19 protein-coding genes and 1 pseudogene are annotated in these 25,661 nt (G+C 70.0%); 13 read left to right on the top strand and 7 right to left on the bottom strand.

What is annotated here, in order from left to right:
- Nucleotides 1–183 precede the first annotated feature (183 nt).
- Together OG381_RS38800 and OG381_RS38795 are read left to right on the top strand one after the other, a co-directional pair.
- Nucleotides 184–840 carry a helix-turn-helix domain-containing protein gene (locus OG381_RS38800; RefSeq protein WP_327720641.1) on the top strand — a complete coding sequence of 219 codons (657 nt, stop codon included), beginning with the start codon at nt 184–186 and terminating at the stop codon, nt 838–840.
- Between the two features lie 32 nt (nt 841–872).
- On the top strand, nt 873–1,403 hold the full coding sequence (locus OG381_RS38795; RefSeq protein WP_327722672.1) for a toxin-antitoxin system, toxin component: 531 nt from the start codon (nt 873–875) through the stop codon (nt 1,401–1,403).
- Nucleotides 1,404–1,419: 16 nt separating this feature from the next.
- Here OG381_RS38795 and OG381_RS38790 read toward each other — a convergent pair whose 3' ends face one another.
- Nucleotides 1,420–2,442, bottom strand: coding sequence for an alpha/beta fold hydrolase (locus OG381_RS38790; protein WP_327720640.1), 1,023 nt, complete (start codon nt 2,440–2,442; stop codon nt 1,420–1,422).
- Nucleotides 2,443–2,664: 222 nt separating this feature from the next.
- On the opposite strand from OG381_RS38790, the gene OG381_RS38785 reads away from it, so the two are divergent.
- The gene (locus OG381_RS38785; RefSeq protein WP_327720639.1) at nt 2,665–2,892 is read left to right on the top strand and encodes a hypothetical protein; all 228 of its coding nucleotides are present in this window, start codon (nt 2,665–2,667) and stop codon (nt 2,890–2,892) included.
- 8 nt (nt 2,893–2,900) lie between these two features.
- Here the strand turns inward: OG381_RS38785 and OG381_RS38780 are convergent, their stop codons facing one another.
- Nucleotides 2,901–3,575 (bottom strand): 4'-phosphopantetheinyl transferase family protein, encoded by a 675-nt coding sequence (locus tag OG381_RS38780; RefSeq protein WP_327720638.1) that lies wholly within the window; start codon nt 3,573–3,575, stop codon nt 2,901–2,903.
- Complete coding sequence (locus OG381_RS38775; protein WP_327720637.1) at nt 3,523–4,431, bottom strand: metallophosphoesterase family protein; 909 nt, start codon at nt 4,429–4,431, stop codon at nt 3,523–3,525. The genes OG381_RS38780 and OG381_RS38775 overlap by 53 nt, the downstream gene beginning before the upstream one ends.
- Nucleotides 4,432–4,702: 271 nt before the next feature.
- Between OG381_RS38775 and OG381_RS38770 the strand changes: the two genes are divergently transcribed.
- Together OG381_RS38770 and OG381_RS38765 are read left to right on the top strand one after the other, a co-directional pair.
- On the top strand, nt 4,703–5,836 hold the full coding sequence (locus OG381_RS38770) for an ATP-grasp domain-containing protein (protein WP_327720636.1): 1,134 nt from the start codon (nt 4,703–4,705) through the stop codon (nt 5,834–5,836).
- A 185-nt stretch (nt 5,837–6,021) separates the two neighbouring features.
- Nucleotides 6,022–7,698, top strand: a complete 1,677-nt coding sequence (locus OG381_RS38765) for a carbohydrate binding domain-containing protein (RefSeq protein ID WP_327720635.1) — start codon at nt 6,022–6,024, stop codon at nt 7,696–7,698.
- Nucleotides 7,699–7,769: 71 nt separating this feature from the next.
- On the opposite strand, the gene OG381_RS38760 is transcribed toward OG381_RS38765, so the two are convergent.
- From OG381_RS38760 to OG381_RS38745, 4 genes are all read right to left on the bottom strand, one after another.
- Nucleotides 7,770–9,020, bottom strand: coding sequence for an alpha-L-fucosidase (locus OG381_RS38760; protein WP_327720634.1), 1,251 nt, complete (start codon nt 9,018–9,020; stop codon nt 7,770–7,772).
- Between the two features lie 3 nt (nt 9,021–9,023).
- Nucleotides 9,024–12,077, bottom strand: a complete 3,054-nt coding sequence (locus OG381_RS38755; protein WP_327720633.1) for an alpha-mannosidase — start codon at nt 12,075–12,077, stop codon at nt 9,024–9,026.
- A gap of 93 nt (nt 12,078–12,170) precedes the next feature.
- Nucleotides 12,171–13,508 carry a 6-phospho-beta-glucosidase gene (locus OG381_RS38750; protein ID WP_327720632.1) on the bottom strand — a complete coding sequence of 446 codons (1,338 nt, stop codon included), beginning with the start codon at nt 13,506–13,508 and terminating at the stop codon, nt 12,171–12,173.
- Nucleotides 13,505–14,269, bottom strand: a complete 765-nt coding sequence (locus tag OG381_RS38745; RefSeq protein WP_307037072.1) for a DeoR/GlpR family DNA-binding transcription regulator — start codon at nt 14,267–14,269, stop codon at nt 13,505–13,507. Before OG381_RS38745 ends, OG381_RS38750 begins: the two co-directional genes overlap by 4 nt.
- A 152-nt stretch (nt 14,270–14,421) precedes the next feature.
- Here OG381_RS38745 and OG381_RS38740 point away from each other — a divergent pair, with 152 nt between their 5' ends.
- The 8 genes and pseudogenes from OG381_RS38740 to OG381_RS38705 all read left to right on the top strand — a co-directional run.
- A complete protein-coding gene (locus OG381_RS38740; protein WP_327720631.1) occupies nt 14,422–15,441 on the top strand; it encodes a carbohydrate kinase family protein in 1,020 nt (339 codons plus the stop codon).
- Between the two features lie 50 nt (nt 15,442–15,491).
- Nucleotides 15,492–16,778 (top strand): extracellular solute-binding protein, encoded by a 1,287-nt coding sequence (locus OG381_RS38735; RefSeq protein WP_327720630.1) that lies wholly within the window; start codon nt 15,492–15,494, stop codon nt 16,776–16,778.
- On the top strand, nt 16,778–17,728 hold the full coding sequence (locus OG381_RS38730) for a carbohydrate ABC transporter permease (protein WP_307023676.1): 951 nt from the start codon (nt 16,778–16,780) through the stop codon (nt 17,726–17,728). Before OG381_RS38735 ends, OG381_RS38730 begins: the two co-directional genes overlap by 1 nt.
- A 14-nt stretch (nt 17,729–17,742) precedes the next feature.
- Nucleotides 17,743–18,582 carry a carbohydrate ABC transporter permease gene (locus tag OG381_RS38725; protein WP_327720629.1) on the top strand — a complete coding sequence of 280 codons (840 nt, stop codon included), beginning with the start codon at nt 17,743–17,745 and terminating at the stop codon, nt 18,580–18,582.
- On the top strand, nt 18,579–21,503 hold the full coding sequence (locus OG381_RS38720; RefSeq protein ID WP_327720628.1) for a glycoside hydrolase family 2 TIM barrel-domain containing protein: 2,925 nt from the start codon (nt 18,579–18,581) through the stop codon (nt 21,501–21,503). The genes OG381_RS38725 and OG381_RS38720 overlap by 4 nt, the downstream gene beginning before the upstream one ends.
- Before the next feature lie 35 nt (nt 21,504–21,538).
- A complete protein-coding gene (locus tag OG381_RS38715; RefSeq protein ID WP_327720627.1) occupies nt 21,539–23,362 on the top strand; it encodes a LamG-like jellyroll fold domain-containing protein in 1,824 nt (607 codons plus the stop codon).
- Nucleotides 23,363–23,382: 20 nt separating this feature from the next.
- Nucleotides 23,383–25,050, top strand: coding sequence for a histidinol-phosphatase (locus tag OG381_RS38710; RefSeq protein WP_327720626.1), 1,668 nt, complete (start codon nt 23,383–23,385; stop codon nt 25,048–25,050).
- Nucleotides 25,051–25,131: 81 nt separating this feature from the next.
- A pseudogene (locus OG381_RS38705) lies at nt 25,132–25,655 on the top strand (hypothetical protein); the annotation flags it as partial.
- Nucleotides 25,656–25,661 lie beyond the last annotated feature (6 nt).

Below are 25,661 nucleotides of genomic sequence, written 5' to 3'. Positions count from 1 at the left end.
GCCCGGGCGCGAGGCGTGTCAACTATCGTGGCATTTCATGCCTGTTGACGGCTGAAATTGGCCACAGTTGTGGCGAGACCTGGATGTAAGTTCGAACAAGGGGCTACTCTCCCCGGAGTTCACGGCAACCGCTTGTGATGATCTTCTTGTGAGAAGCCAGTGAGAGACGTAGGAGATCTGCCGGTGACGGATGGCTTCGCGAGTCCGGCCGCCGCGGTGACGGCCGCGCTGCCGGGCGTCGTCGCCCGGGTCACCGCGCTCGCCGACCGGCTCGGTGTGCCGCACGCGGAGGTCTTCCACACCGGCCGCCTGTCGGTGGCCTCCGGCGTCCCCGAGCCCGTGGTCAAGTCCCTGCTCGGCGGCCGCCCCGCGGGCGAACCCGACGTACAGGCCCGTTTCCTCCAGCGCCTGGACCTGCTGCGCCGCACCCGGCTCAAGCCCAACGGCCGCAAGTACACCCAGCAGGAGATCGCCGACGGCGCCTTCATGTCACGGCAGCAGGCGGGTGCCCTCATCAACGGCGACCGGCGACCCACCATGGAACACTGCGACGCCATCCAGCGCTTCTTCCGGGTGCACGCCGGTTTCCTCACGGCCGAGGACCCCGAGGCGCTCGCCGGGGCCCTGCAACGCACGGAGCAGGAGCTTCTGCAGAAGCTGGCCGACCGTGAGAAGGAGGCGACGGCCGCGGCGGGCGATCCGCTGGAGCGGCTGCTGCAGGACCACGGCGTCCGCGGGATCGCCTGGCGGGCCGCGCAGCTGCCCACCGACCAGCACCGCGACAAGGTCGCCGAATGGCTGGACATGCTCCTGGAGAGCGTCAAACGGCCCGAGTCGTGAGCCGGGGGATAACTGTGGGCATCGGTAGGGAAATGCGCCGCCTGTGCGGCGAGCTGGTGGCGGAACTCACCCTCCCCGCACCGGCGCGTCCGGCGGACCTGTACACCGAACTCTGCGAGGCGATGAGCCGACGCCGCGGCCGCCCGGTCCACTTCCGTACGGCCGCGTTCCCGCCCGACACCGCGAGCGGGCTGTGGCTCGACATGGCCGACCAGGACCTCGTGGTCGTGGAGGAACGCACCGCTCCCGGGCACCAGTTGGTCATCCTCGGGCACGAGCTGTGGCACATGAAGGCCGGGCACTGCAGTCATCACGTCGAAGGCGCCGCGGTCGCGGCCCGCATGCTCAGCGACGACGCCGACCTCCGGGCCACCGTGCTGAAGGTCGCCGCCCGCAGCCGCTTCGACCAGGCCGACGAGAAGGAGGCCGAACGCTTCGGGCTGCTCCTCGCCAGCAAATGCCTGACCTGGCTCGACGGTTCACCGGCCCGGGGGCCGGTACAGCGCGACCGCCTCGCGGGCCGTATCGAGGCGTCGCTCGGCTACCTCGGTCCGCAGAGCTGACCGGCACCGCCGCCGGTCAGGTCGCGCTGCGTTCGCTCGCCTCGCGCATGTCGCGTTCGGTGGCACGGCTGAGCGGCATGCCGGGCCGTCCCTCGCACAGCAGCTCGCGCCAGTGCTCACGGCTCCAGTCCGCCGGAGCCGTGGTCGCGGTGAACTCCTCGACCAGGGAGACGAACCGCCCCGGATCGGCGTGGAACGGAAAGTGTCCCGCCCCCTCGAAGATCTCCAGCCGGCTCCCCGGCATCGCCTCGTGCGCCCCGAACGCGTGCCGCACCGGCACCACACTGTCCCGGTCGCCCCAGAGCAGCATCGTCGGCATGCCCTCGGTCAGATAGCACCGGTCGAGCATGGTCACCACCTGCCCCCGCCAGTCGACCACCGCGCGCAGCGTGCGGATGAAGGCGTTGCGTGACGTCTCGTCCGGCAGCGCGTCCACGAGGTTCAGCAGGTCGGGGGCGTCCTGCCCGAGATCGGTGTCGAGCAGCTTCATCAGCCCCACGGCGAGCCCCACTTGCCACCGCATCCCCGGCAGCCGCAGCGACGACAGCATCAGATGGGCCCCGGGCAGCGACACCATCCGCAGCACGGGATTCACCTCGCGCCCCACGCCGCCCGCGCTGACCAGGATGAGCCGCTCGGTGCGCTCGGGGAACTGGTAGGCGAACTGCATGGCCACCCCGCCGCCCAGCGAGTGCCCGACCAGCGTCGCCGACTCGATGCCGAGGGTGGTCAGCAGATCGCGCACCCCGTTGGCGTACGCGGCCACCGAGTAATCGGCGCGCGGTTTGTCCGAGGCGCCGTGGCCGAGCAGGTCGGGGGCGATGACGGTGTGGGTGCGGGCGAGGTCGGGGATCAGGTCGGCCCAGGTGGCGGAGGAGTCCCCGATGCCGTGGATGAGGACCAGCGCGGGCCCCTGACCGGCCATCCGGAAGGCACGGCGGTAGCCGTGCACGACCCGGTACTGCAACTCGAGTTCACCGTGGCCCACCGAGCGCAGCCTTACGGTGCGCGCCGGGCGCCGGTGCGGGACGTCGACCACGCACGTGCCTCCCCGTTCCCTGGGCCGCCGAGCAGCGGCCGAAAGCCCTTGCATCCAGCGTAGGACGCCTTTCCCACCGGGGATTTCACGGAGGTTTCGCCTCCGCTAAGCGGGCGAACCGGGGAGTGCGCGGGCCTCATTGTCAGTGGTGGGCGGCAAGCTGGAGTTGCACCCCCATGTACGGGTGCGTGACCGATGAGCCGACTTGGGGAGAGCCGACCGATGCACACCGCCGTACTGACCGACCGCGAGCGCACCGCCGTCCAGGCCTACCTGCGGCTTCTGCACACCGTGCGCGCCGCCTTCGACGGCCCGCCCAATGCGGCGCGGCCACCGGTCGTGCCGCCCGCCGTGCTCGCGGAGGCGGAGCAGGCCCTGGCGGACGCGGGCCTCGTGGGCAACGAGGAGGAGTTCTTCCGGCTGCTGCAGAGCTGGTTCCCGCGTCCATGAGGGACCGCTCAGGCGTGCGGCACCACGACGGCGGTGGCGACCAGCCCGCGCCGGACGGTCCAGCGGCCCTCGAAGCGGCCGAGCCGCCGGCCGCCCACCGTCGGTCCGGGCACGAGGAGTTCGGCGCTGAAGCCGCCGCCGAGCCGTTCGCCGGGGTGGGCGAAGAACTCGATGTCGGCCTCGGTGAAGTCGAGCCACTTCCCGGTCAGCGGGAACCACGCCTTGTAGACGGACTCCTTGGCACTGAACAGCAGCCGGTCCCAGTGGATGTCGGGCCGCTGCCCGGCCAGCCCGCGCAGCCGGTCCGCCTCCGCGGGCAGGGAGGTGGAGGCCAGGACCCCGTCGGGGAGTGGCTCGTGGGGTTCGGCGTCGATGCCGAGGGAGGCCAGGTCGGCGGCGCGGACCAGGGCGGCGGCGCGGTAGCCGTCGCAGTGGGTCATGCTGCCGGCCAGTCCGGCGGGCCACCGCGGGGCGCCGCGGACGCCGGGCAGGACGGGCTGGGGCGGGACACCGAGCTTCTCCATGGCCCGGCGGGCGCAGGAGCGTACGGCGGCGAACTCGCGTCGGCGTTTGTCCACCGCCCGCGCCACGACCGCCGCTTCCTCGGGGTACAGCGGCGCGGTCTCGTCGTCACCGTACGTCTCCACGGCCACCACCGTGTCCGGCAGCAGCTCCTCGATCACGGGGCCCGACCTCCTTGGGCAGGATGCGGCGCAGCCGGCCCGGCGGGTCGGGGCGCTCGCGCCACTCCCGGGGGTATCCGACCGACACCTCTTCGAAGCGGACACCGTCGTGCCAGGTGGTCCGCGGGATGTGCAGATGACCGTAGACCATGGTCTCGACGCGGAACCTGCGGTGCCAGTCCGCGGTGAGCGCCGTGCCGCACCACATGGCGAACTCGGGGTACCAGAGCACCTCGGTCGGGTGCCGGTCCAGCGGGTAGTGGTTGACGAGCACGGTGGGCAGGTCGTCGGGCAGCTCGGCGAGTCTGCGGGCGGTCGCCTCGACCCGGGCCCGGCACCAGGCCTCGCGGCTCGGGTAGGGGTCGGGGTGCAGCAGGTGCTCGTCGTTGCAGACGATGCCGGTGCCGTACGCGTACTCCAGCCCCTCCTCCTTGGTCGCGCAGCCCGGGGGCAGGAAGGAGTAGTCGTACAGCAGGAAGAGCGGGGCGACGGCGACCGGGCCGCCGGGGCCCTCCCAGACCGGGTAGGGGTCCTCGGGGGTGGTGACTCCGAGGTCGCGGCAGAGCGCGACGAGGTGTTCGTAGCGCTCGACGCCGCGCAGGGTGACCTCGTCGTCGGGGTGGGTCCACAGTTCGTGGTTGCCCGGGGCCCAGACGACCTTGCGGAAGCGGCCGGCGAGCGTCTCGAGGGTCCAGCGGATCGCGGACACGGTCTCGGCGACGTCACCGGCCACCAGGAGCCAGTCCTCGTCCGTCCCGGGGCGCATCCCCTCGACGAGGGCGCGGTTCTCCGGGTAGCCGACATGCAGGTCACTGATGGCCAGCAGCTGTCCGGAACCCCCGGCCCTCGACGTCACCTCTGGCCTCCTCCGAGCAGACGAATGGGACCACGACAGCACATCCACGGCGCCCGGACAAGCGGGCCCGGCCCCGCCCGGAGAGGGTTCGATCAAGATCGAATAATCCGTAACACGCGCGTTGCACGCCGGGCCCTCGGGAAGCCGTATGATCGCCCCAACACCACCGCCATGAACTTCCCTTCGCGCAGGGCGGTTTGGTGACCCTCCTCACACCCTGGCCGGGTTCGGCCTGCTTCGCCGTGCCCGAAAACCCCGAAAGGCGGCCTGCATGATCTCTCGCGTACGCGTCTGGCTCAACCGCACGTACGCGGAGAACGTGTTTTTCATGGATCAGCTGCGCCGAAATCCCTGTGATCGCGCCGTCAAGATCCATGCGACGCACGGCGACGCGGACTCCCCCGTACTGGCCGCCGCCGACACCGCCGAGCTGGAGCCGGAGGGCCTGTCCCCGGCCGCGTACGTCGAGTACGCGCTCGACCAGTGCACCCGCCGCGGCATCGACGTCTTCGTGCCCCGGCTGCACCAGTCGGCGATCGTGGCGCACCGCGCGGACTTCGCTGCGGTCGGTACGGCTCTGCTCGCGCCGCCGCCGGAGGCCGTGGCCGTCTTCCACGACAAGGTGATCGCGTACGAGGCCGTCCAGGCCATCGGGGTGCCCGTGCCGCCGTGGTACCGGGTGCGGACCGCCGAGGAACTCGTCGTCGCTGTCGAGAAGTTGGAGGCGGACGGGTACAAGGCGTGCTTCAAGCCGGCGTCCGGTGCGGGCGGGGTGGGCTTCCGCGTGATCACGCGCACCCCCTTCTCGCTCGATCACCTCAACGGCTTCCCCAGCCCGTACGTGCCGCTGGACACGGTCGTGGAGGCGCTGACGCAGGCCGACGAGCCGGTGGACTGGCTGGTCATGCCGCGTCTGGAGCAGCCGGAGGTCTCGGTCGACTGCCTCACGGGAACGGACAACCGGATCCGGCTGGCGGTCGGCCGCACCAAGAACGGGCGCCGCCGTGGGTTCACGCTGCACGAGCAGTGGCTGGAGCCGGCGCGGATGATCGCGGAGGGCTTCGGGCTGCACTACCTGTCCAACATCCAGTTCCGGATGTTCGGTGACACGCCGGTGCTGATGGACGTCAACACCCGGCCTGCCGGCGGGCTGCACCAGCTGTCGCTGTGCGGGGTCAACGCGCCTTGGGCCGCTGTGCAGTTGGCGCTGGGCGAGGACCCGGGGGAGATGACTCCGCCGTTCCTGGGCCAGGACTACACGGTGGTGTCGGGGCCGCGGCAGCTTCGGCCTGTGGCCATTCCGCATCAGCGGGCGGAAGTGTCCGAGCCGTTGCCGCGGCCTGCGGCGGCTGAGCCGGTTGCCGTCGACTCCGTCTCGGCTGCGGGTCAGGTCCTGCCGCTTTAGGTTGTGTACCGGGTGCGGGTCGTCCATGGCTGATCGCGCAGTTCCCCGCGCCCCTTAAAGGCATCTTCACCCACCGGTATGGACCAATTCCGTCGCTCACTCTTGACAGGCGGATTGGTCCATACCAACTTGTGTTGCGCACTTCGCTGTACTCCCGAACACCCCCATTTCTTCAGGGAGATCACGTGCGCACTCCTCTTCTACGGCGTTCCAGACGTCTCTTCGCTCTCCTGGGTACCGCGGCTCTCGCGTTGGCCGGGGCGGTCGCTCTTCCCGGTACGGCCCAAGCGGCCAATGTTCTGACCAATCCCGGATTCGAGTCGGGGGCCCTGAGCCCCTGGTCCTGTACCGGGAACCTCGGGTCGGTCGTCTCCTCCCCCGTGCGCGCCGGCTCCAAGGCGCTTGCGGGTGCGGTGAGTTCGAGCGACATCGCCAAGTGCAGCCAGACCGTCGCCGTGCGGCCGAACACCGCGTACACGTTGAGCGGCTGGGTGCGCGGCAGTTACGTCTACCTCGGTGTGGACGGCGGTTCCTCCACATGGACCTCGTCGCCGTCGGCGTACAGCCAGCTCAGTGTGTCCTTCACCACCGGTGCCTCGCAGACGAGCGCCACCGTCTACACCCACGGGTGGTACGCGCAGGGCACCTACTACGCCGATGACATCAACCTCGACGGCCCGGGCGGTGGTTCGGACACGCAGGCGCCGACCGCGCCGGCGAGTCTGCGGTCCACCGGGAAGACGTCGTCGAGCGTGTCGCTGGCGTGGAACGCGTCGACGGACAACGTCGGTGTCACGGCGTACGACATCTACAGCGGTTCGAACCAGGTGCTCAGCGTCTCCGGGACGAGTGCCACCGTCAGCGGGCTCTCCGGCAGCACCGCCTACACGTTCACCGTGCGGGCGCGGGACGCGGCCGGGAACTCCTCGGCGGCCTCCAACGCCGTGAGCGTCACGACGGACGCGGGCGGGGGCGGTACCGGGTTCAAGCAGGCCGCGCCCTACCTCTACCTCGGCTGGGGCGATCCGCCGAGCGCCACCTCGGTGATGAGCTCGACCGGGATCAAGTGGTACACGATGGCGTTCATCCTGTCCTCCGGCGGCTGCAACCCGGCCTGGGACGGCAGCAGGCCGCTGACCGGCGGTAACGACCAGAGCGTCATCAACTCCATCCGTTCCGCGGGCGGCGACATCGTGCCGTCGATCGGCGGCTGGAGCGGCAACAAGCTCGGGCCGAACTGCTCCACCGCCGAAGCGCTGGCGGGCGCCTACCAGAAGGTGATCGACGCCTACGGGCTCAAGGCGATCGACGTCGACATCGAGAACACCGACGAATTCGAGAACGCGACCGTGCAGGACCGGATCCTGAACGCCCTGAAGATCGTCAAGGCGAACAACCCGGGGCTGCGGACCGTCCTGACCTTCGGGACGTCGACGACCGGTCCCACGTACTGGGGCAACCGGCTCATCGAGCAGGCCAAGGCGCTGAACGCCGGCATCGACGTGTTCACGATCATGCCGTTCGACTTCGGCGGCGGCGCCGACATGTACGGCAGCACCGTGAACGCGACGGAGGGGCTCAAGGCCAAGCTGAAGTCCACCTTCGGGTGGGACGACGCGACCGCCTACGCCCACATCGGCATCTCCGGTATGAACGGGCTCTCCGACCAGCAGGAGCTCACCTCCACCGCCACCTGGACCTCGATCCGGGACTGGGCGAACTCCCACCACCTCGCGCGGCTCGCGTTCTGGTCGGTCAACCGTGACCGGCCGTGCCCGGGCGGCGGTGTGGTCAGCAACTGCTCCGGCATCAGCCAGAGCAACTGGCAGTTCACCTCGATCACGGCCGGCTTCACCGGCTGAGCCGGCTGACCGGGTACCCCCACGCCTGCGCCGAGTCGGCCAGGCGTGGGGGCAGTCGGCCCGTGGCGTCGTCAGAACCGCCCCGCGCCTCGGTACAGCTCCAGATCCCCGTCCAGTTCGACCGCGAGCACCGTGGCGTGCGGGTCGAGGTCGGTCTCGGCGGGCGGGTCGATCCACAGGACGCCGACGGCCTCGTGCAGTCCGCCGACGACACGGTGGGCGAGTTCCGTGCCGGTGCCGAGGACGGTGACCCTGCGGACCGGGGTGGCCAGGCCGCGCACGCCGATCTCGGCGCGGGGGATGTCGAACAGGGTGAGGTAGAGCGTCCGGCCGTCGGCGGAGAGGGTGCTGGGCCCGTAGTGGTGCCCGGCAGGCAGCCCGCGCACCGTCCCGTACACCGCCTCCGCGTGTTTCGCGATCCACTCCCCCAGCCCTTCGAGGCGCTCCACCTGCGGCTGCGGGATGGTGCCGTCCTCCATCGGGCCGACGTCGAGCAGCAGGTTGCCGCCCCCGCCGATGGTCTCGGTGAAGTAGCGGACGAGCTGGGTGAGCGATTTGTGGTTGTGGTCCTGGTGCTGGTAGCCCCACGAGTCGTTGATCGTGAGGCACAACTCCCAGGGGCCACTGGGTGGTTCGATGGGGGCGCCCTGCTCGGGGGTGGCGTAGTCGCCCTCGCCGAGCATGCGGGCGTTGAAGACGACATCGGGGTTGTACGAGCGTATGAGCGCGGCGAGTTCGGGGATACGCCACTGCTCCTCGCTGCGGTCCCACTCGCCGTCGAACCACATCAGGTCGGGCCGGTAGCGCGAGGCCAGCTCGCGGATCTGGCCGTCCCGGTAGGCGATGAACCGCTCCCAGGCCGCCAGGTCCTCGTCGTCGGCCGCGCATTCGGAGTAGCGGTTGTCCTCCTGCTCCGGTGGGCGGCCCGGCTTGCGGGTGGTGGCGTAGTCGGGGTGATTCCAGTCGGAGTGCGAGTAGTAGAACCCGACCTTGAGGTCCTTCTCACGCAGGGCCTCGGCGTAGGGGCCGATGTAGTCCTTGCCGAGGTTGAGGTCGCCGAACTGCGTGTCCCACAGGGCGACTCCGTCGTGGTGACGGGTCGTCAGGACGGCGTACCGGGCGCCGGCGCGGGCGAACAGGTCGGCCCACGCGCGAGGGTCGTACTTGGCGCCGGTGAAGCGCTCCAGTTGGGACATGTACCGGTCGTGCGGGACGATGTCGTCGTAGAACGACCAGGACTCCTGGACGCCGTCGACGGCGTAGATGCCCCAGTGGACGAAGATCCCCAACTTGGCGTCGGTGAACCAGGGTTGCATGGGCACGGGTCAGTTCACCTCGGCACGCTTCAGTCGCAGGGTGAGGATCTGGAAGGGGCGCAGCGTCACGGGGACCGAGCCGTCGACGGCGGCCTCGTCCTCGGTCAGGGGTCGCTCCAGCAGGTCGGTCACCCTGGCGCCGGCGAGCGGGAAGCCGGCGCGCAGGACACCCTGGGCGCGGCCGCCGCGGGACTCGTAGAGCCGTACCACCACATCGCCCGAGGTGTCGTCGGCGAGCTTGACCGCCTCGACGGTGATGCCCTCGCCGTCCACGGAGACGACCGGCTCCGGCTCGCCCGCCGAATCGGCCACGCGCAGGGGCAGGTTGAGGGCGTATCCCTCGGCGACCGCGTCCTCGATGCTCGCGCCGGGCAGCAGGGAGTAGGTGAAGCGGTGCTTGCCCTGGTCGGCCTCCGGGTCCGGGACGCGCGGGGCGCGCACCAGGCTGAGGCTGACCTTGGTCGTCGTACCGCCGTCCTCGCGGACCGTGCGGGAGACGTCGTGGCCGTACGTCGAGTCGTTGATGACCGCGACACCGTAGCCGGGCTCCGCGACATGCACCCAGCGGTGGCCGGAGACCTCGAAACGGGCCGCCTCCCAGCTGGTGTTGGTGTGGGTGGGGCGCTGGATGTGACCGAACTGGATCTCCGCGGAGGAGTGCGGGGCGCGGATGTCGATCGGGAAGCCCGCCTTGAGGATCTTCTCGGCCTCGTGCCAGTCGATCTCGGTCTCGAAGTCGATGCGGGGGCTGCCGGAGCGCAGGGTGATGGTCTGGGTGATCTTCGAGCCCTTGCCGAAGGCGCGGGTGACGCGGATCGAGCCGACCAGCACGTCCCGTTCGACGACCTGCACGGACTCGACGTCCACGAGGTCCGTGTAGCGGTTCTTGTAGTGCTTGTCGATGTCCCAGGCGTCCCAGTAGTTGGGCAGGTCCGTGTGGAGGCGGAGCAGGTTGCCCTTGTCGGCGAGGACTTCGCGCCGGGCGATCCGGTCGTAGACGGAGGCCAGGGTGCCGTCCTCGGCCAGCTCGACGCGGACCAGGCCGTTGTCGAGGGCGCGGTCCTCGACGATGACGAGATCGTCGGGAACGACGTTGTCTACGGGCGCGCTGCCGTTCGCCGGAACCTTCACCCAGCCGGTCGTGCCGTCCGCGCGCCGCACCACCTCGCGCCGCTCGAACGGGCCGGTGTTGAAGACCCGCGGCTGTCCGCCGCCCAGCGCGGCGATCGCCTCACCGGTCAGTTCCTCCAGCTCCACGGCCACCCGCGCGTATTCGGCCTCCGCCTCGCGGTGCACCCAGGCGATCGACGAGCCCGGCAGGATGTCGTGGAACTGGTGCAGCAGGACCGTCTTCCACAGGCGGTCGAGCTTCTCGTAGGGGTAGGCGTAGCCCGGCGCGTGCAGGGCGGCCGTCGTCGCCCACAACTCGGCCTCGCGGAGCTTGTGTTCGCTGCGGCGGTTGCCCTGCTTGGTGCGGGCCTGGGAGGTGTAGGTGGCGCGGTGCAGCTCCAGGTAGAGCTCGCCGTTCCAGACGGGGGCGTCCTCGTACTCGGCGCGGGCCTTGGCGAAGAACTCGTCGGGGTGCTCGACGACGACCTTGGGCGAGCCCTCCAGGTCGGCGAGGCGCCGGGCGCGTTCCATGATCTCGCGGGTGGGGCCGCCGCCGCCGTCGCCCCAGCCGAAGGGGGCCAGGGAGCGTGAACCGGCGCCCTTCTCGGAGTAGTTGCGGACCGCGCGGTCCATCTCCTCGCCGCTGAAGCGGGCGTTGTAGGTGTCGACCGGCGGGAAGTGGGTGAAGATGCGGGTGCCGTCGATGCCCTCCCACCAGAAGGTGTGGTGGGGGAACTTGTTGGTCTGGTTCCAGGAGATCTTCTGGGTGAGGAACCACTCGTTGCCGGCGAGCTTCGCGAGCTGCGGATAGGCGGCGTTGTAGCCGAAGGAGTCCGGCAGCCAGACGCCCTTGGTCTCGATGCCGAAGTGCTCGATGAAGAACCGCTTGCCGTGGATGAGCTGGCGGGCGATGGCCTCGCCGCCGGGCAGGTTGCCGTCGGACTCGACCCACATGCCGCCGACCGGGGCCCACTGGCCCTTCTTCACGGACTCCTGGATGCGGGCCCACACGTGCGGGTAGTTGTCGCGCACCCACTCGTACTGCTGGGCCTGCGAGCAGGCGAAGATGAAGTCGTCGTACTCGTCGGCCAAGGACGTGACGTTGGAGAACGTCCGGGACGTCTTGCGCTTGGTCTCACGGATGGGCCACAGCCACGCCGAGTCGATGTGCGCGTGACCGACCCCGGAGATGGTGTGGGCGCTGGCGTGGGCGGGCTTGGCCAGGACCGGGGCCAGCACCTCGCGGACCGCCGCCGCGCTGCCGGAGATGTCGTCCAAGTCGAGGGCGTCCATGGCCCGGTCCAGGGCGTGCAGGATCTCGTGGCGGCGCGGCTCGTGATCACCGAGGTGGACCATGACGCCGAGCAGCACCTGGAGGTCGAGGTCGAGGTGCCAGACCTCCTCGTCGAGGACGGCGATGTCGGCGCGCTGGAATGTATACAGTGGACGGTCGCCTGCCGTCAGTACATCGCCGAGCAGGGTCGGAGCCGCGAAGCTGTTCGCCAGGATGTCGGGGTTGGACGCCGCCTCGACCAGGTAGTCGATCTGCTCCCCGCCCGCCGCCGGGTTGGCGATCGGCACGTACTGGTTGAGCGGGTTGACCGCCTTCAGGGGGCGGCCGTCGGGCAGGTGGACCAGCGCCTCGGCCTGGTTGCCCGGCCAGTCGCCCACGAAGCCGAGATCGATGACCGCCTCGACGCGCTTCCCGGCGAACTCGGCGGGCACCTCGCCCCGCATCCGGAACCAGGTGGTGCCCCAGGGCGGACCCCACGGGGTGTCCATCGCGAAGGGCGCGTACCGGGCCGCCGCGGCCTCCTCGAAGGAGACCGGCTCCCCCGGTGCCTGCCAGGCCTCGACCTCGAAGGGGACGGTGGCCGCGTAGATCGCGGGCTTGATGCGCTGGTTGTGGAGGCGCTCTACGCGTTCCTCGATCCGGCGGCGTTCGTCGTGCATGAGAGGTCTCCAGGAAGGGAGCGAGCGGGTGGAAGCGGAAGGCGGCGGGCCCGGCGGGGCACCACGAGGGGAAAGCGCTTTCCCCTCGTGTGCTCACTTAAGGTACGCCAGGCCCGGATGGACCTCGGTGTAGCCCTCGACCAGTCGGCGGGCGACGTTCACGGAGTCGACGAGCGGGTGCAGCGCGAACGCCTTCACCGCCGTCGTACGGGAGCCGGTCTCGGCGGCGGCCAGCACCTCGCGCTCGACCGCCTTGACCGAGCAGACCAGGCCGCTCGCGTGGTCGGGCAGCGGGGCGACGGCGACCGGGTGGGCGCCGTTGGCGTCGACGAGGCACGGGACCTCGATCACGGCATCGTTGTCGAGCACCGAGAGGGTGCCCTGGTTGCGGACGTTGAGGATCAGGGTGGTGCGCTCGTCGCGGGCGATGGCCCGCATCAGCGCGAGGGCGACCTTCTCGTAGCCGCCGGACAGGTCGTCGGCGTCGCGCTCACCGGCGCCGGCGCTCTCGCGGTTCTCGGACATGTAGGTGGCCTCGCGCTCGGCGCGGGTGCGGTCCCAGGCGGTCAGGGCGGCCGCGTCCGGGCGGCGCATCTCCTCGTAGAAGGCGGCCTGCTGGTCGGCGAGGAAGGCGCCGCGGGTCTTCTCGGCCTGCTGGTAGGCGCGGACGGTCTCGCGGTTGAAGTAGTAGTAGTGCAGGTATTCGTTGGGGATCGCGCCGAGCGACTGCAGCCAGTCGACGCCGAAGAGCTTGCCCTCCTCGAAGGAGCCGAGGAGCCCGGGGTCGGCGAGCAGCCGCGGGAGTTCGTCGCGGCCGGCGACCCGCAGGCCGCGGACCCAGCCGAGGTGGTTGAGGCCGACGTAGTCGATCCACGCCTCGTTCGGGTTCGCGCCGAGCACCCGGGCGATACGGCGGCCGAGGCCGACCGGTGAGTCGCAGATGCCGATGACACGGTCGCCGAGGTGGCGGGACATGGCCTCGGTGACGAGACCCGCCGGGTTGGTGAAGTTGATGAGCCAGGCGTCGGGGGCGAGCCGGGCGACCCGCTGGGCGATGTCGACGGCGACGGGGACCGTGCGCAGACCGTAGGCGATGCCGCCGGCACCCACCGTCTCCTGGCCGAGGACGCCCTCGGCGAGGGCCACCCGCTCGTCGTCGGCGCGGCCCTCCAGGCCGCCGACGCGGATCGCGGAGAAGATGAAGTCGGCGCCGCGGAGCGCCTCGTCGAGGTCGGTGGTGGCGGTGACGGTGGGGGCGTCGTCGACGGTCGACGCCTGTTCAGCCAGTACCCGGGCGACTGCATACAGTCGGCTGTCGTCCAGATCGTGCAGGACGACTTCCGTGACCCGCCCCTCGGCGCGGTCCGTCAGGAGCGCCCCGTACACGAGCGGCACGCGGAATCCGCCGCCCCCCAGAATCGTCAGCTTCACGCTTGTACCTTTCCTGCCACGACCACCGCGACACCCGCCTCCTCCAGGGAGGCCCGCGTCGCCGCGTTCACCGGCGCGTTCGTCACCACCACGTCCAGGTCCTCGGGACCGCAGACCTTCGCCATCCCCGTACCCGGGAACTTCGCCGCGTCGGCGAGCAGCACGATCCTCTCGCTCGCCTTGATCATGGCGCGCTTGACCGGCACCTCGACGACCGTCGTGTCCATCACCTGCCCACCGGGGCGCACTCCACTGGTGCCGAGGAAGAGCCAGTCGGCGTGCAGCTGGCGGAGGTTGTCCTCGGTGAGGAAGCCGACCAGGGAGCGGTACTCGCGGCGGACCATGCCGCCGAGCAGGACCAGCTCGATGCCCTCGTCGTCGGCGAGCTCCTCGTAGACCACCAGGTTGCTGGTGATCACGGTGAGACGGCGGCCGTGCAGCTGGCGGGCCAGGCGGTAGGCGGTGGTGCCGATGTCGAGCAGCACCGACTGCCCGTCCTCGATCAGCCCCGCCGCATGCGCGGCTATGGCGTCCTTCTCGGCCACCCGCACCTCGGCGACCTCGTCGAAGGGCTGGTCGCCCTCCTCGGCACGGGCACCGCCGTGGACGCGGGTGAGCAGCCCGTCCTCCTCGAGTTTGACCAGGTCACGCCTGATCGTGGCGGGGCTCACACCCAGCTGCTCGGAGAGGTCGGTCACGGCCGCGGGACCACCGGAGCGCAGGGCCCGCAGGATGAGTTGATGTCGTCGTTCTGCCAGCACGACGTGAACAGTACTCGTCATTGCCAATCATTTCCATGCTCACTTCTGCTCAGGTATTGACCAATGTCGCGGAGCGGCGCACGATTCCGGTCATCGAAATTGAAGAGTTTTGACGAGCTCCGTCATGGGGCGCCGGACGAGAGGATGTGCGCGTGGACGACGACCGGCCCGATGTACTGCTGACCGGGCTGCTCTTCTACGACCTCGTCCTCACGGGTCTGGGCGGGCCGCCGACGCCGGGCGAGGAGATCTGGACGGCCGGCATGGGCTGCGGCCCCGGCGGCATCGCCAACCTGGCGGTCGCCGCGTCCCGCTTCGGCCTCAGGACCTCCCTGGCGACGGTCTTCGGCGACGACTTCTACGGCGAGTACTGCCGGGACGTCCTCGACGACCAGGAGGGCGTCGACCTCTCGCTCTCCCGCACCGCGGACGGCTGGCCCACCCCCGTCACCGTCTCCCTCGCTCACGGAAACGACCGCGCCCTGGTCACCCACGGCCAGGAGCCCCCCTACTCGCAGGACGTGCTGATGGGCGACCCGCCCGAGGCGCGCACCGCCCTCGTGCACCTCGAGGCCGAACCCCGCGAGTGGATCGCCAGGGCCGCGGCGAACGGCACCCACATCTACGCCGACGTCGGCTGGGACCCCACCCGGCAGTGGTCCACGGACCTGCTGGACCAGCTGAAGCTGTGCCACGCCTTCCTCCCCAACGAGACCGAGGCGATGGCCTACACCCGCACCGACAGCGCGGTCGCGGCGCTCGGCACGCTCTCCGAGCTGGTGCCGGTCGCCGTGGTCACGCGGGGCGGGGACGGCGCGGTGGCCGTGGACCAGACCACCGGCGAGTACGCGGACGTCCCGGCCCTCGACATCGATGTCCTGGACGCGACGGGCGCCGGGGACGTGTTCGGCGCGAGCTTCGTCGCGGCCTCGCTCGGCGGCTGGCCGCTGGAGGAGCGACTGCGGTTCGCGGCGCTCGCGGCCGGGCTGTCCGTCCGGCATCCGGGCGGGGCGCTGGCCGCACCCGGCTGGTACGGCGTCGACCGCTGGTGGCGGTCGCTCGCCGACCGCGAACTGAAGACTGCATACGGTTTTCTGTCCGACCGGATCCCGGCCGACCCCGGGCCTCCCGTCCAGTACGCCCCTGTCACTCCCCCCGCACGGCAGTTCTGACCCCCGTACATATGCGAAGACCCGAAAACCCCCGAAAGGCGGTGGGAGCTGTGCGGCTCTCACGAAGAGGCCTGCTGCGCGCGGGCCTGGCCGGTACGGCCGCCACGGCGCTCGGCGGCCTGGCGTCCGGCTGTGCCGTTCCGACCGGCTCGACCGGCCGGAACATGGTCCTGTGGTACTGGAGCGGCGGCCTGAGCGACACCGTCGTCAAGAACGCCAAGGCCCGCTACGACAGTTCGGTCGACCTCCAGGCCATCCAGATCGGCGGCCAGTACCGCTCCAAGCTCATCACCACGATCACCGGCAAGGCCCATATCCCCGACATCGCGGGGCTCAAGGGCGAGGACATGGCCGCCTATCTGCCGAACGCGGACCAGTTCATCGATCTGCGGACGCTGGGCGCGGAGAAGTACAAGGACCAGTACCTGCCCTGGAAGTGGGACCAGGGCGTCGCCGACGACGGCACGATGGTCGGCTTCCCGATCGACTGCGGGCCGGTCGCGCACTACTACCAGTACGAGGTCTTCCGCAAAGCCGGACTGCCGTACGAACCCGCCGACGTGTCGAGCGAACTGAACACCTGGGAGAAGTTCTTCGACGCGGGTGTGCGGCTCGGCAAGCGCGTCCCCGACGCCAAGCTGCTCACCGACGTCAACGCCGTCTTCGAGAACATCGTGCAGCAGGGCGCGAAGCGGTACGTGGACAAGGACCGCCACTTCATCGGTGACCAGCAGCATGTGCGCGACGCCTGGGCGCTGGCCGTCGAGGCCAAGCGGCGCGGGATCGTCTCGGACCTGGTCAGCGGTACCCCGGACCAGTTGTCGGCCATCCAGGACGGCAAGCTGCCGAGCCAACTCGGCGCCTCCTGGGCCAGCTTCGACATCAAGAACGGCGTGCCGAAGACGAAGGGCAGGTGGAGGGTGGCCGACATGCCGGTGCGGCCCGCCAACAACGGCGGCTCGTTCCTGTCGATCACGAAGGCGTGCCGCGAGCCCGAGCAGGCCTTCCGGATCATCACCTGGATGCTCAACTCGCCCAACCAGGCGCAGGGTTACGTCGACGCGGGCCTCTTCCCCTCCACGCCCGCCTCCTACGACCTCAAGCAGATGCAGGAGCCGGACGACTTCTTCGGCGGCCAGGTCACGACCGACGTCTTCGGACCCGCCGCGCAGAAGATCGTCGTCGCCTACAACAGCCCGTACGACATCGCGCTCGGGCAGCCCATCAAGGACGAGATCAAGAACGTCGGCGTCCTCGGCAAGAACCCCGAGAAAGCCTGGAGTGACGCCATGAGCAAGTGCCGTCGCATCGCGAAGCACCTGGGGGTGAGCTACTGATGGCCGTCCTCGAGCAGACCCCGCCCGCCGTGGTCCAGCCCTCCGCGGTCGGACCGAAGAAGGGCTTCCGCAAGTACTGGCACCTCTACGCCGCGATCTCGCCCTTCTATCTGATCTTCCTGGGCTTCGGCCTGTTCCCGGTCGGCTTCTCGCTCTATCTGTCCTTCCACCGCTGGGACGGCCTCGGCTCGATGGAGTGGGCCGGGCTCTCGCAGTACCGGTACCTGCTGAGCGACAGCGACTTCTGGAACTCGATCGGCAACACGATCATCATCTGGGCGATGGCCACCTTCCCCATGATCCTCATGGCGATGATCACGGCCGTGATGCTCAACTCGGCGGTCCGGTTCAAGAGCCTGTACCGCGTCGCGTACTTCCTGCCGAACGTCACCTCGGTCGTCGCCATCGCGATCGTCTTCGGCTCGATCTTCTCCACCAACGCCGGCATGGTGAACGCGGTCCTGCACGCGGTCGGGATCGACCAGGTCGCCTGGCTGAACACGCCCTGGGGCATCAAGGTCACCATCGCGGCGCTGATGACCTGGCAGTGGACCGGCTACAACGCCATCATCTTCCTCGCCGGCCTCCAGACCGTCCCGAGCGACCTGTACGAGGCGGCCCGCATGGACGGCGCCGGGCCCGTCCAGACCTTCTTCCGGATCACGCTGCCGCTGCTGCGGCCCACGCTGCTCTTCGTGCTCGTCGTCTCGACCGTCACCGGTCTGCAGAGCTTCTCCGAACCACAGGTTCTGCTCCAGACCTCGTCCAACGACTCGACGTTCGCGGGCGGTCCGGGCCACTCGGGCCAGACGATGGTCCTCTACTTCTTCCAGCAGACCTTCGACAACAACGACTTCGGGTACGGCGCCGCCGTGGCGTGGGGCATCTTCCTCGTCGTCGTCCTCTTCTCGATCATCAACTGGCGCCTCGTGCAGCGCCGCGGCGACTAGGAAGGGCCCGCATCATGGCATCCATCAAGGGGTCCCGCCGCAGAGGGATCGCGCTGCACCTCCCGCTGATCCTCGGCACGCTGATCTCGGCCTTCCCGTTCTACTGGGCCGTGATCATGTCGACGCACAGCTCGACGGAGATCTTCTCGTACCCGCCGAAGCTGCTGCCGGGCACGCACTTCCTTCAGAACGTCCGCAACCTCTTCGACGCCATCGACTTCTTCGGGTCGATGTGGAACTCACTGCTGGTCGCGGCGTCGGTGACCTTCCTGGTCCTGCTCTTCGACTCCCTCGCCGCGTTCGTCTTCGCCAAGTTCGCGTTCCCCGGCAAGGGGCCGCTGTTCGGACTGCTCATGGTCATCTTCATGGTGCCGGCGCAGCTGTCGGTCATCCCGCAGTTCGTCCTCATGGCGAAGATCGGCTGGATCGGCTCGATGACCTCGCTGATCGTGCCGGCCGCGGCCAACGCCTTCGGCATCTTCTGGATGCGCCAGTACATGAAGACCGCCATCCACGACGAACTGCTCGACGCCTCCAGGCTCGACGGCGCCAACTTCCTGCGCCAGTACTGGCACGTGGCGCTCCCGGTGGTCCGCCCCGGCCTCGCCTTCCTCGGCATCTTCACCTTCATGGGGCAGTGGAACGACTTCGCCTGGCCCCTGATCGCCCTCACCAACCCGGACAACGTGACCCTCCAGGTCGCGCTGTCCCAGCTCAACGGCACCCACGGCACCACCGACTACGGCATCGTGATGACCGGCGCCCTGCTCGCCCTCGTCCCGCTGCTGATCGTGTTCGCGGTCGGTGCCAAGCAGATCATCGGCGACCTCGCGAAGGGAGCCGTGCGCGGATGACGAGCGATCCCCTGCTCGCCCTGCGTCCCTGGGAGGCACCCGAGGTGACCTCCTGGGGGCGGCTGCCCATGAACGCCGTCGACCGGCGCTCCGGAGCACTCCCCCTGGACGGCGACTGGAATTTCCGGTTGCTGCCGGCTCCGGACGCGCCGGTCGGCGGTCCGTGGTCGACGGCGTACGTACCGGGTGTCTGGACCATGCAGGACACCGACGACCTTCCCCAGTACACGAACATCCGTATGCCGTATGCCGAGGTCCCACCCCTGTCGCCTGTATACAGAAACCCGACGGGTGTGTACGAGCGCACGGTCGACGTCCCCGCCGAGTGGACCGGCCGCCGGATCGTGCTCCAGGTCGGTGCCGCCGAGAGCGTGCTGCTCGTGCAGGTGGACGGGCGGCCGGTCGGACTTTCCAAGGACTCCCACCTCGCCGCCGAGTTCGACCTCACGCCCTTCGTCCGGCCCGGGGAGCGCGCCACCGTGCGCCTGACCGTCGTCAAGTGGTCCGACGCCTCGCACATCGAGGACCAGGACCAGTGGTGGCACGGCGGGATCACCCGCTCGGTGCTGCTGTACGCGACCGATCCCCTCCATCTCGCGGACGTGACCGTACGGGCCGCGTACAGCGGTGAGCTGCGGGTCGACTGCCGGGTGCGGGACGCGGCCGGCGCGCTGCCCGACGGCTGGTACGTCACCGGCGAGCTCGACGGGCGGCTCCTCACCCAGGACGCGGAGTTCGACCGCGCCAACGTCGAGGACGAGCGGGTCTCCGGCTTCCTCGGCGAGGTACGGCTGCACACCACCGTCGCCGACGTGCGCACCTGGAACGCCGAGACGCCCGAGCTGTACGGCCTGACCGTCCGCCTGCACCGCGCCGACGCGACGGTCGCCGACACCTCGTACCACCGCGTCGGCTTCCGCGACGTCGAGATCGTCGGCCGGAACCTCCTCGTCAACGGTGAGCGGGTGTTCATCCGCGGCGTGAACCGGCACGACTTCCATCCGCTGACGGGCCGGACGGTGTCGTACGACGACATGCGCGCGGATCTCGTGCTGCTGAAGCGGTTCGGCTTCAACGCGATCCGCACCGCCCACTACCCGAACGACCCCGGGCTGTACGACCTCGCCGACGAACTCGGTTTCTACGTCGTCGACGAGGCGGACATCGAGTCCCACGACCACGCCCACGAGATCGCCGACGACCCGCGCTATCTGAACGCCTTCGTCGACCGGGTCTCGCGGATGGTGCTCCGCGACAAGAACCATCCGTCGGTGATCATCTGGTCACTGGGCAACGAGTCCGACTACGGCGCCAACCACGACGCCGCGGCGGGCTGGGTGCGCCGGCACGATCCGACACGGCCGATCCAGTACGAGGGCGCGGCCAAGCTCGACTGGGCCGCCACCGACGACGCCTCCGACATCGCCTGCCCCATGTACGCGCCGCTGGAGGACTGCGTCGCCCACGCGCTGTCCGGCGAACAGACCAGGCCACTCATCCAGTGCGAGTACTCGCACGCCATGGGCAACAGCAACGGCACGCTCGCGGACCATTGGGCGGCCATCGAGTCAACGCCAGGTCTTCAGGGCGGGTTCATCTGGGAGTTCTGGGACCACGGCATTCTCCAACGTGTGAACGACGGCAGACCGGTCGGGCGTGGGGGCGCCGGGCTCTATGACAACGGTGTCGCCGCGCCCGGCCATCGCTGGGCGTACGGCGGCGACTTCGGCGAGACGATCCACGACGGCGCCTTCATCGCCGACGGCGTCGTCTTCCCCGACCGCACTCCCAAGCCCGCGATGTACGAGCACCGGGAGATCGCGGCGCCGGTGCGTATCGAGTGCTTCCGGCACGAGGGCATCGTCCTCGGCAACCATCAGCACTTCCGGGGCCTGGACTGGCTGGCCGGTGAGTGGGAGCTGTCGCTCGCCGACGGTGACACGCTGACCGCGCCCGCCGCGCTGCCGGATCTGCGGCCCGGGGAGACGGCGGTCGTGCCGCTGCCCTTCGAGATGCCGCGTGAGGGCGGCGAGGCCTGGCTGACGCTCAGGGTGACGACCGCGCGGGACGAGGCATGGGCGCCGCGGGGCACGGTGGTGTGTCTGCCGCAGGTACGGCTGCGCGAGGCGGCCCCGGTCCCCGCTTCCCCGGAGAACCGTTCCGTCGAGGTCGACGCCGACGGGCTGCTGGTCCATCCCCTGCTCACCGCCGCCCCCACCCTGTCCCTGTGGCGGGCGCCCACCGACAACGACGAGCTGGGCGGCACGGCGCTGCGCTGGCGGACCTGGGGGCTCGACTCGCTCGTCCGCAAGACGGTGTCGGTGCGGGAGGACGACGGCCGGGTGACCGTCCTCGCGGAGTACGCCGGCACCCTCGGCGTCGTGCGGCACCGGCAGGAGCTCACGCCGGTCGAGGGCGGCGTCCGGATCGACGAGGAGGCCGAGCTGCCGGCCGAGTTCGACGACGTGGCGCGGGTCGGGTCGGTGTTCGAGACGGTGGCGGGCCTGGACCTGCTGGAGTGGTTCGGGCAGGGGCCCTGGGAGTCGTATCCCGACCGGAGCGCGGGCGCGCCGGTCGGCCATCACTCCGTGCCGGTCGACGAGTTGTTCACCCCCTATCTGCGGCCGCAGGAGAGCGGCGGCCGCCACGGCGTACGGCGCTTCACGCTCTCGGCGCCCGACGCGACCGGGCTGACGGTCGCGCTCGACGAGCCGCGCCAGGTCTCCGTGACCCGCTACCGGGCCGAGGACCTCACCTCCGTCACCCATCACGACCAACTGGAGCCGCGTGCCGGGTGCGTGGTGCACCTCGACGCGGCCCACCGGGGTCTCGGCACGGCTTCGTGCGGCCCCGACACCTTCCCCTCCTACCTGGTCGCACCGGGTGTCCACCGCTGGAGCTGGACCCTGCGCACCCTCTGAACTCCACCGGATGTCACCCCTTTTACGGAGCACACGTGTGCACTTCGCATGAGCACGGGTCCGAGCATGCCCAGGCGGGCGCCGGACGCCGCAGTTTCCTCCGCGCGACCGCACTGCTCGGTGCCGCCGCCACGGCCGGCGTCGCGCTGCCCGGCGTGGCCGAGGCCGCCGCGCAGAGCCGTTGGCGGCCCGACACCGACAGCCGCCGCTTCACCCTCGCGGTGATGCCCGACACGCAGTACCTCTTCGACGGGCCGAGCATCGACAAGGCGCCGGTCGAGGCGTCCCTGCGCTATCTCCTGGAGCACGGCAAGGACGAGAACCTCGTCTTCCTGTCCCACCTGGGCGACCTCACACAGAACGGTGCGGCGGCCGAAGTCACCGCGATCAGCGAGGCGTTCAGGCTCCTGGACCGGCGCGGTGTCGGCTACAGCGTCCTGGCCGGCAATCACGACGTGAAGTCGTCGACGGACGACCAGCGCGGCTCGACGCCGTATCTGGACGCCTTCGGACCGGACCGGTTCCGGGGCAGGCCGACCTACGGCGGCGCCTCTTCCGACGGCTACAACACCTTCCACCTGTTCACGGCCGCGGGCCGCGAGTGGATGGTCCTGGCGCTGGACTGGCGGCTGTCGGCGAAGGGGTACGCGTGGGCGAAGGACGTCCTCGCCCGGCACCCGAGGACACCCGTCATCCTCACCACCCACGAACTGGTCGTCGAGGACGACACCCTGTCGGCCTACGGCCAGCAGCTGTGGGACCGGCTGATCGAGGACCACGACCAGATCTTCCTCACCCTCAACGGCCACTACTGGCCCGCCTGCCGCGCAACCCGCAAGAACGCGGCGGGACATGACGTCCACCTCCATCTGACGAACTACCAGAACCCCTACTTCGGCGGCGCGGCGATGATCCGCCTCTACCGTTTCGACCTCGACCGGAACGTCATCGACGTCGAGACGGTCTCCCCGTGGATCCTGGGCCGGGCGGGCAAGGGTCTCAACGAGCTGGAGCGGCAGGAGATCGAACTCAGCGGTGACGCCGACCGCTTCACGGTCGAGGTCGACTTCGCCGAGCGGTTCTCCGACTTCGCTCCGGTGCCCGCGCGGGCGGAGCATCCCGTGTCGCGGCTGCTGATACCGGGCACGGTCGCCTACTGGCGCTTCGAGTCGGCGGCGAAGGACACCGTCCGTGACCTGTCCGGCCGCGGCAACGACCTCTCCCTGGTCACCGTCGGGGGCGGCGCGCTGGGCTGGTCCGCCGACCACCACCCCGATCAACCCGGGCACGGCAGCCTGGAGTTCCAGGGCTACAAGTCCCCGCTGAAGGGCGCGTATCTGCGCACGGTCGACGGCGCCCCGATCAACTCGGCGACGTTCAAGGCCGGTTACACCATCGAGGCCTTCTACCGGCTCCCCGCCGACTGGGACCCCTCCCATCACGCCTGGTCCGGCATCGTCAGCCGCACCGGCACGGGCGGCGCCGCCGGCAAGACGGGCGACGATCCCGACGAGCCGCTGGCCACGCTGTCGCTGTCCAACGACCGCGAGCCGCAGTGGGCGATGCGTCCGCTCAACCAGGAGGGAATCGCCACCAACTGGGGCCAGGAGACCCCGCTGGAGACCTGGTGGCACCTCGCGGTCGTCAACGACGGCAGGCACACCACGCTCTACGTCGAGGGCTGCCCCGTGGTCCGCAACCCGAAGGCCACCTCGACCGGCATCGCCTCGGTCGGACTCCCCTGGCTGCTGGGCGGCTACGAGTACGGCGGGAAGATCGACCAGATCCTGCACGGACGCCTCGGTGACGTCCGCGTCGTCGAACGGGCCCTGCCCGTCACCTCCTTCATGACGCACTGAACCCCTTCTCGAGGATCACCATGACCGAGCAGCAACTGCCCGACTGGGCCGACCCCTCCGTCTCGCCCGCCGCACTCGATCCGCAAGGGCTGTCCAGGCGCGGACTCCTGCGCCGCGCGGGCCTGTTCGGCGCCGCGTTCACCCTCGGCTCCGCCGCCGTGCCCGCCGCCGCCTCCCCGCAGCGCTACGGCGGCGACGACCCGAGGCTGGCGTACCTGGTGGGCGACCACCACGTCCACTCCGTCTACAGCCACGACGCCAAGTACACCTTCTCCCAGCAGGCCAAGGCGGCCGCCAAGTACGGCCTGGACTGGATGGTCTTCAACGAGCACTCCAACTTCGGACACGCCCACTACGGCGCGAAGCTGGAACACGCGGAGATCCTCCAGGCCCGTGCGGAGAACCCGCGTCAGCTGATCTTCCAGGGTCTCGAGTGGTACATCCCGGCGGCCGAGCACTGCACGGTGTTCGCGGCGCCCGGCCCCCACGAGGTGGACCTGCTCACGCAGTTCGAGCTCGCCTACGACGGCAAGCTGCTCAACTACACCGAGGGCTCCGCCGGCGCGACCGACACCGCCCGCAACGAGGCGCACGCCGTCAAGGCGATCAAGTGGCTGGCCGAGCAGCGCCGTTCGGGTTATGTCGACGACGTCCTCGTCCTCGCCAACCACCCGCTGCGGCTCGGCATCGACTCCCCGCACGAGATGCGCAACTGGCGGGACGCGGCCCCCGAGATCATGATCGGCATGGAGGGCGCGCCGGGCGCCCAGGGCGCGGCCATCCCCGGCTGGCGCGGCGCGACCTCGATCCGCGGCGAGTACGAGAACAAGCCGACCGCCCAGTCCTGGTCCGGTTATCCGGCGGACGCCTACCTCACCTACGGCGGCTTCGACTGGGCGACGGCGACCGTCGGCGGGCTGTGGGACGCGCTGCTGGCCGAGGGCAGGCTGTTCTCGATCACCACCAACTCCGACAACCACCGGACCGTCTTCGACACCTGGAAGAACGGCGACTGGCCGGCGGGCCAGAACTTCGACAGCACCGGCAAACTCCCCGACCCGGTGAACACCGACACCCCACAGCCCGGCAGCGACTTCTGGCCCGGCCAGTTCAGCCGCACCCACGTGGGCGTCACCCGCTACGGCTACCGCGCCGTCATGGCGGGCCTGCGCGCGGGCCGCGTCTGGCTGGACCACGGGCATCTGCTCGACGGGCTCGACGTACGGGTCAAGCGGGACTGCGACACCGGGCGGGGCGTCACGCTGGGCGGACGGTTGCGGGTCCGCAAGGGCGAGCGGATCAGCCTGTACGTCACCGTCACGACCGCGTCCCGGCCCAACCCGCAGGGAATCCTGCCCGAGTTGGCGCACGTGGACGTGATCCGGGGCACGGTGCGCGGCGCGGTCACCGACCGGGACAGCTGGCAGGCGCCGGACACCAAGGTGGTACGCGCTGTGGACGTCAGCGGCCGCAAGGGGACGTACACCCTGCGCATCCCGCTGACCGCCGGGGACGAGTCCTTCTACGTCCGGCTGCGCGGCAGCGACGGCAACCGCCATGGTGCGGGGTACCTCGGCGCCTCGGTCGACCCGAACGGGCCGATCCCGCACGAGCCCGGGAACGGTGACCCGTGGGCGGATACGTGGTTCTATTCCAACCCCGTGTTCGTCGACGTGGCAGGTGCCTGAAGAAGCGTCGTTTCCTCACCCTGGGCTGCTTATGGGGATCCCTCGTGCTCGGCGCGGCGGGCACGGCGGCGGCGACCGGTGAACCGCGCGGACGGCACCCTGCTGTACCGCGGGCTCGCCTCCATCCCGCCGGCCCTGCGGATCAAGGGCTGGAACCACGTCGGCGACCCGGACATCGCGCGCGGGTAGAACAGACTCCAGGTCTTCCCCGCTCCCTGCTCAACCCGGCCACCCCGCCCACCGGCGGTGCGCTGGACGAGGCCTGGCAGATCACCCTGGACAAGCCGGTGCGCGACATCCAGGGCTGTGACTTCGTGACGGACACACGGCTGGTGTGCGCCTCGAACGACGCCACGGGGACGCTGTTACCCGAGCTCCGTCCACTGCTCCAGGTCGACCTGCCCCGTAAGCTCGACGGGCAGCCGGTCACGGGCACGGTGAAGAGCCTGTTCGCGCTCCCGCAGCGCAGCGTGTGCACGGGCGCCTTCGAGGCCGAGGGCGTCGACTACGACGCGCACAGCTGCACGCTCCGCGCGGAGGTGATTGCGCCGGGCGTGTGCGCGGTGAGCACGGCGGTGTACTCGTACCGGCAGCTCACAGGCTGATCGGGG

Origin of the sequence: Streptomyces sp. NBC_00490 (assembly GCF_036013645.1) — a bacterium.
GTDB classification, from domain to species: domain Bacteria; phylum Actinomycetota; class Actinomycetes; order Streptomycetales; family Streptomycetaceae; genus Streptomyces; species Streptomyces canus_F.
The sequence above is the reverse complement of the archived record's forward strand: the minus strand, read 5'-3'. Positions and strand labels throughout refer to the sequence as shown.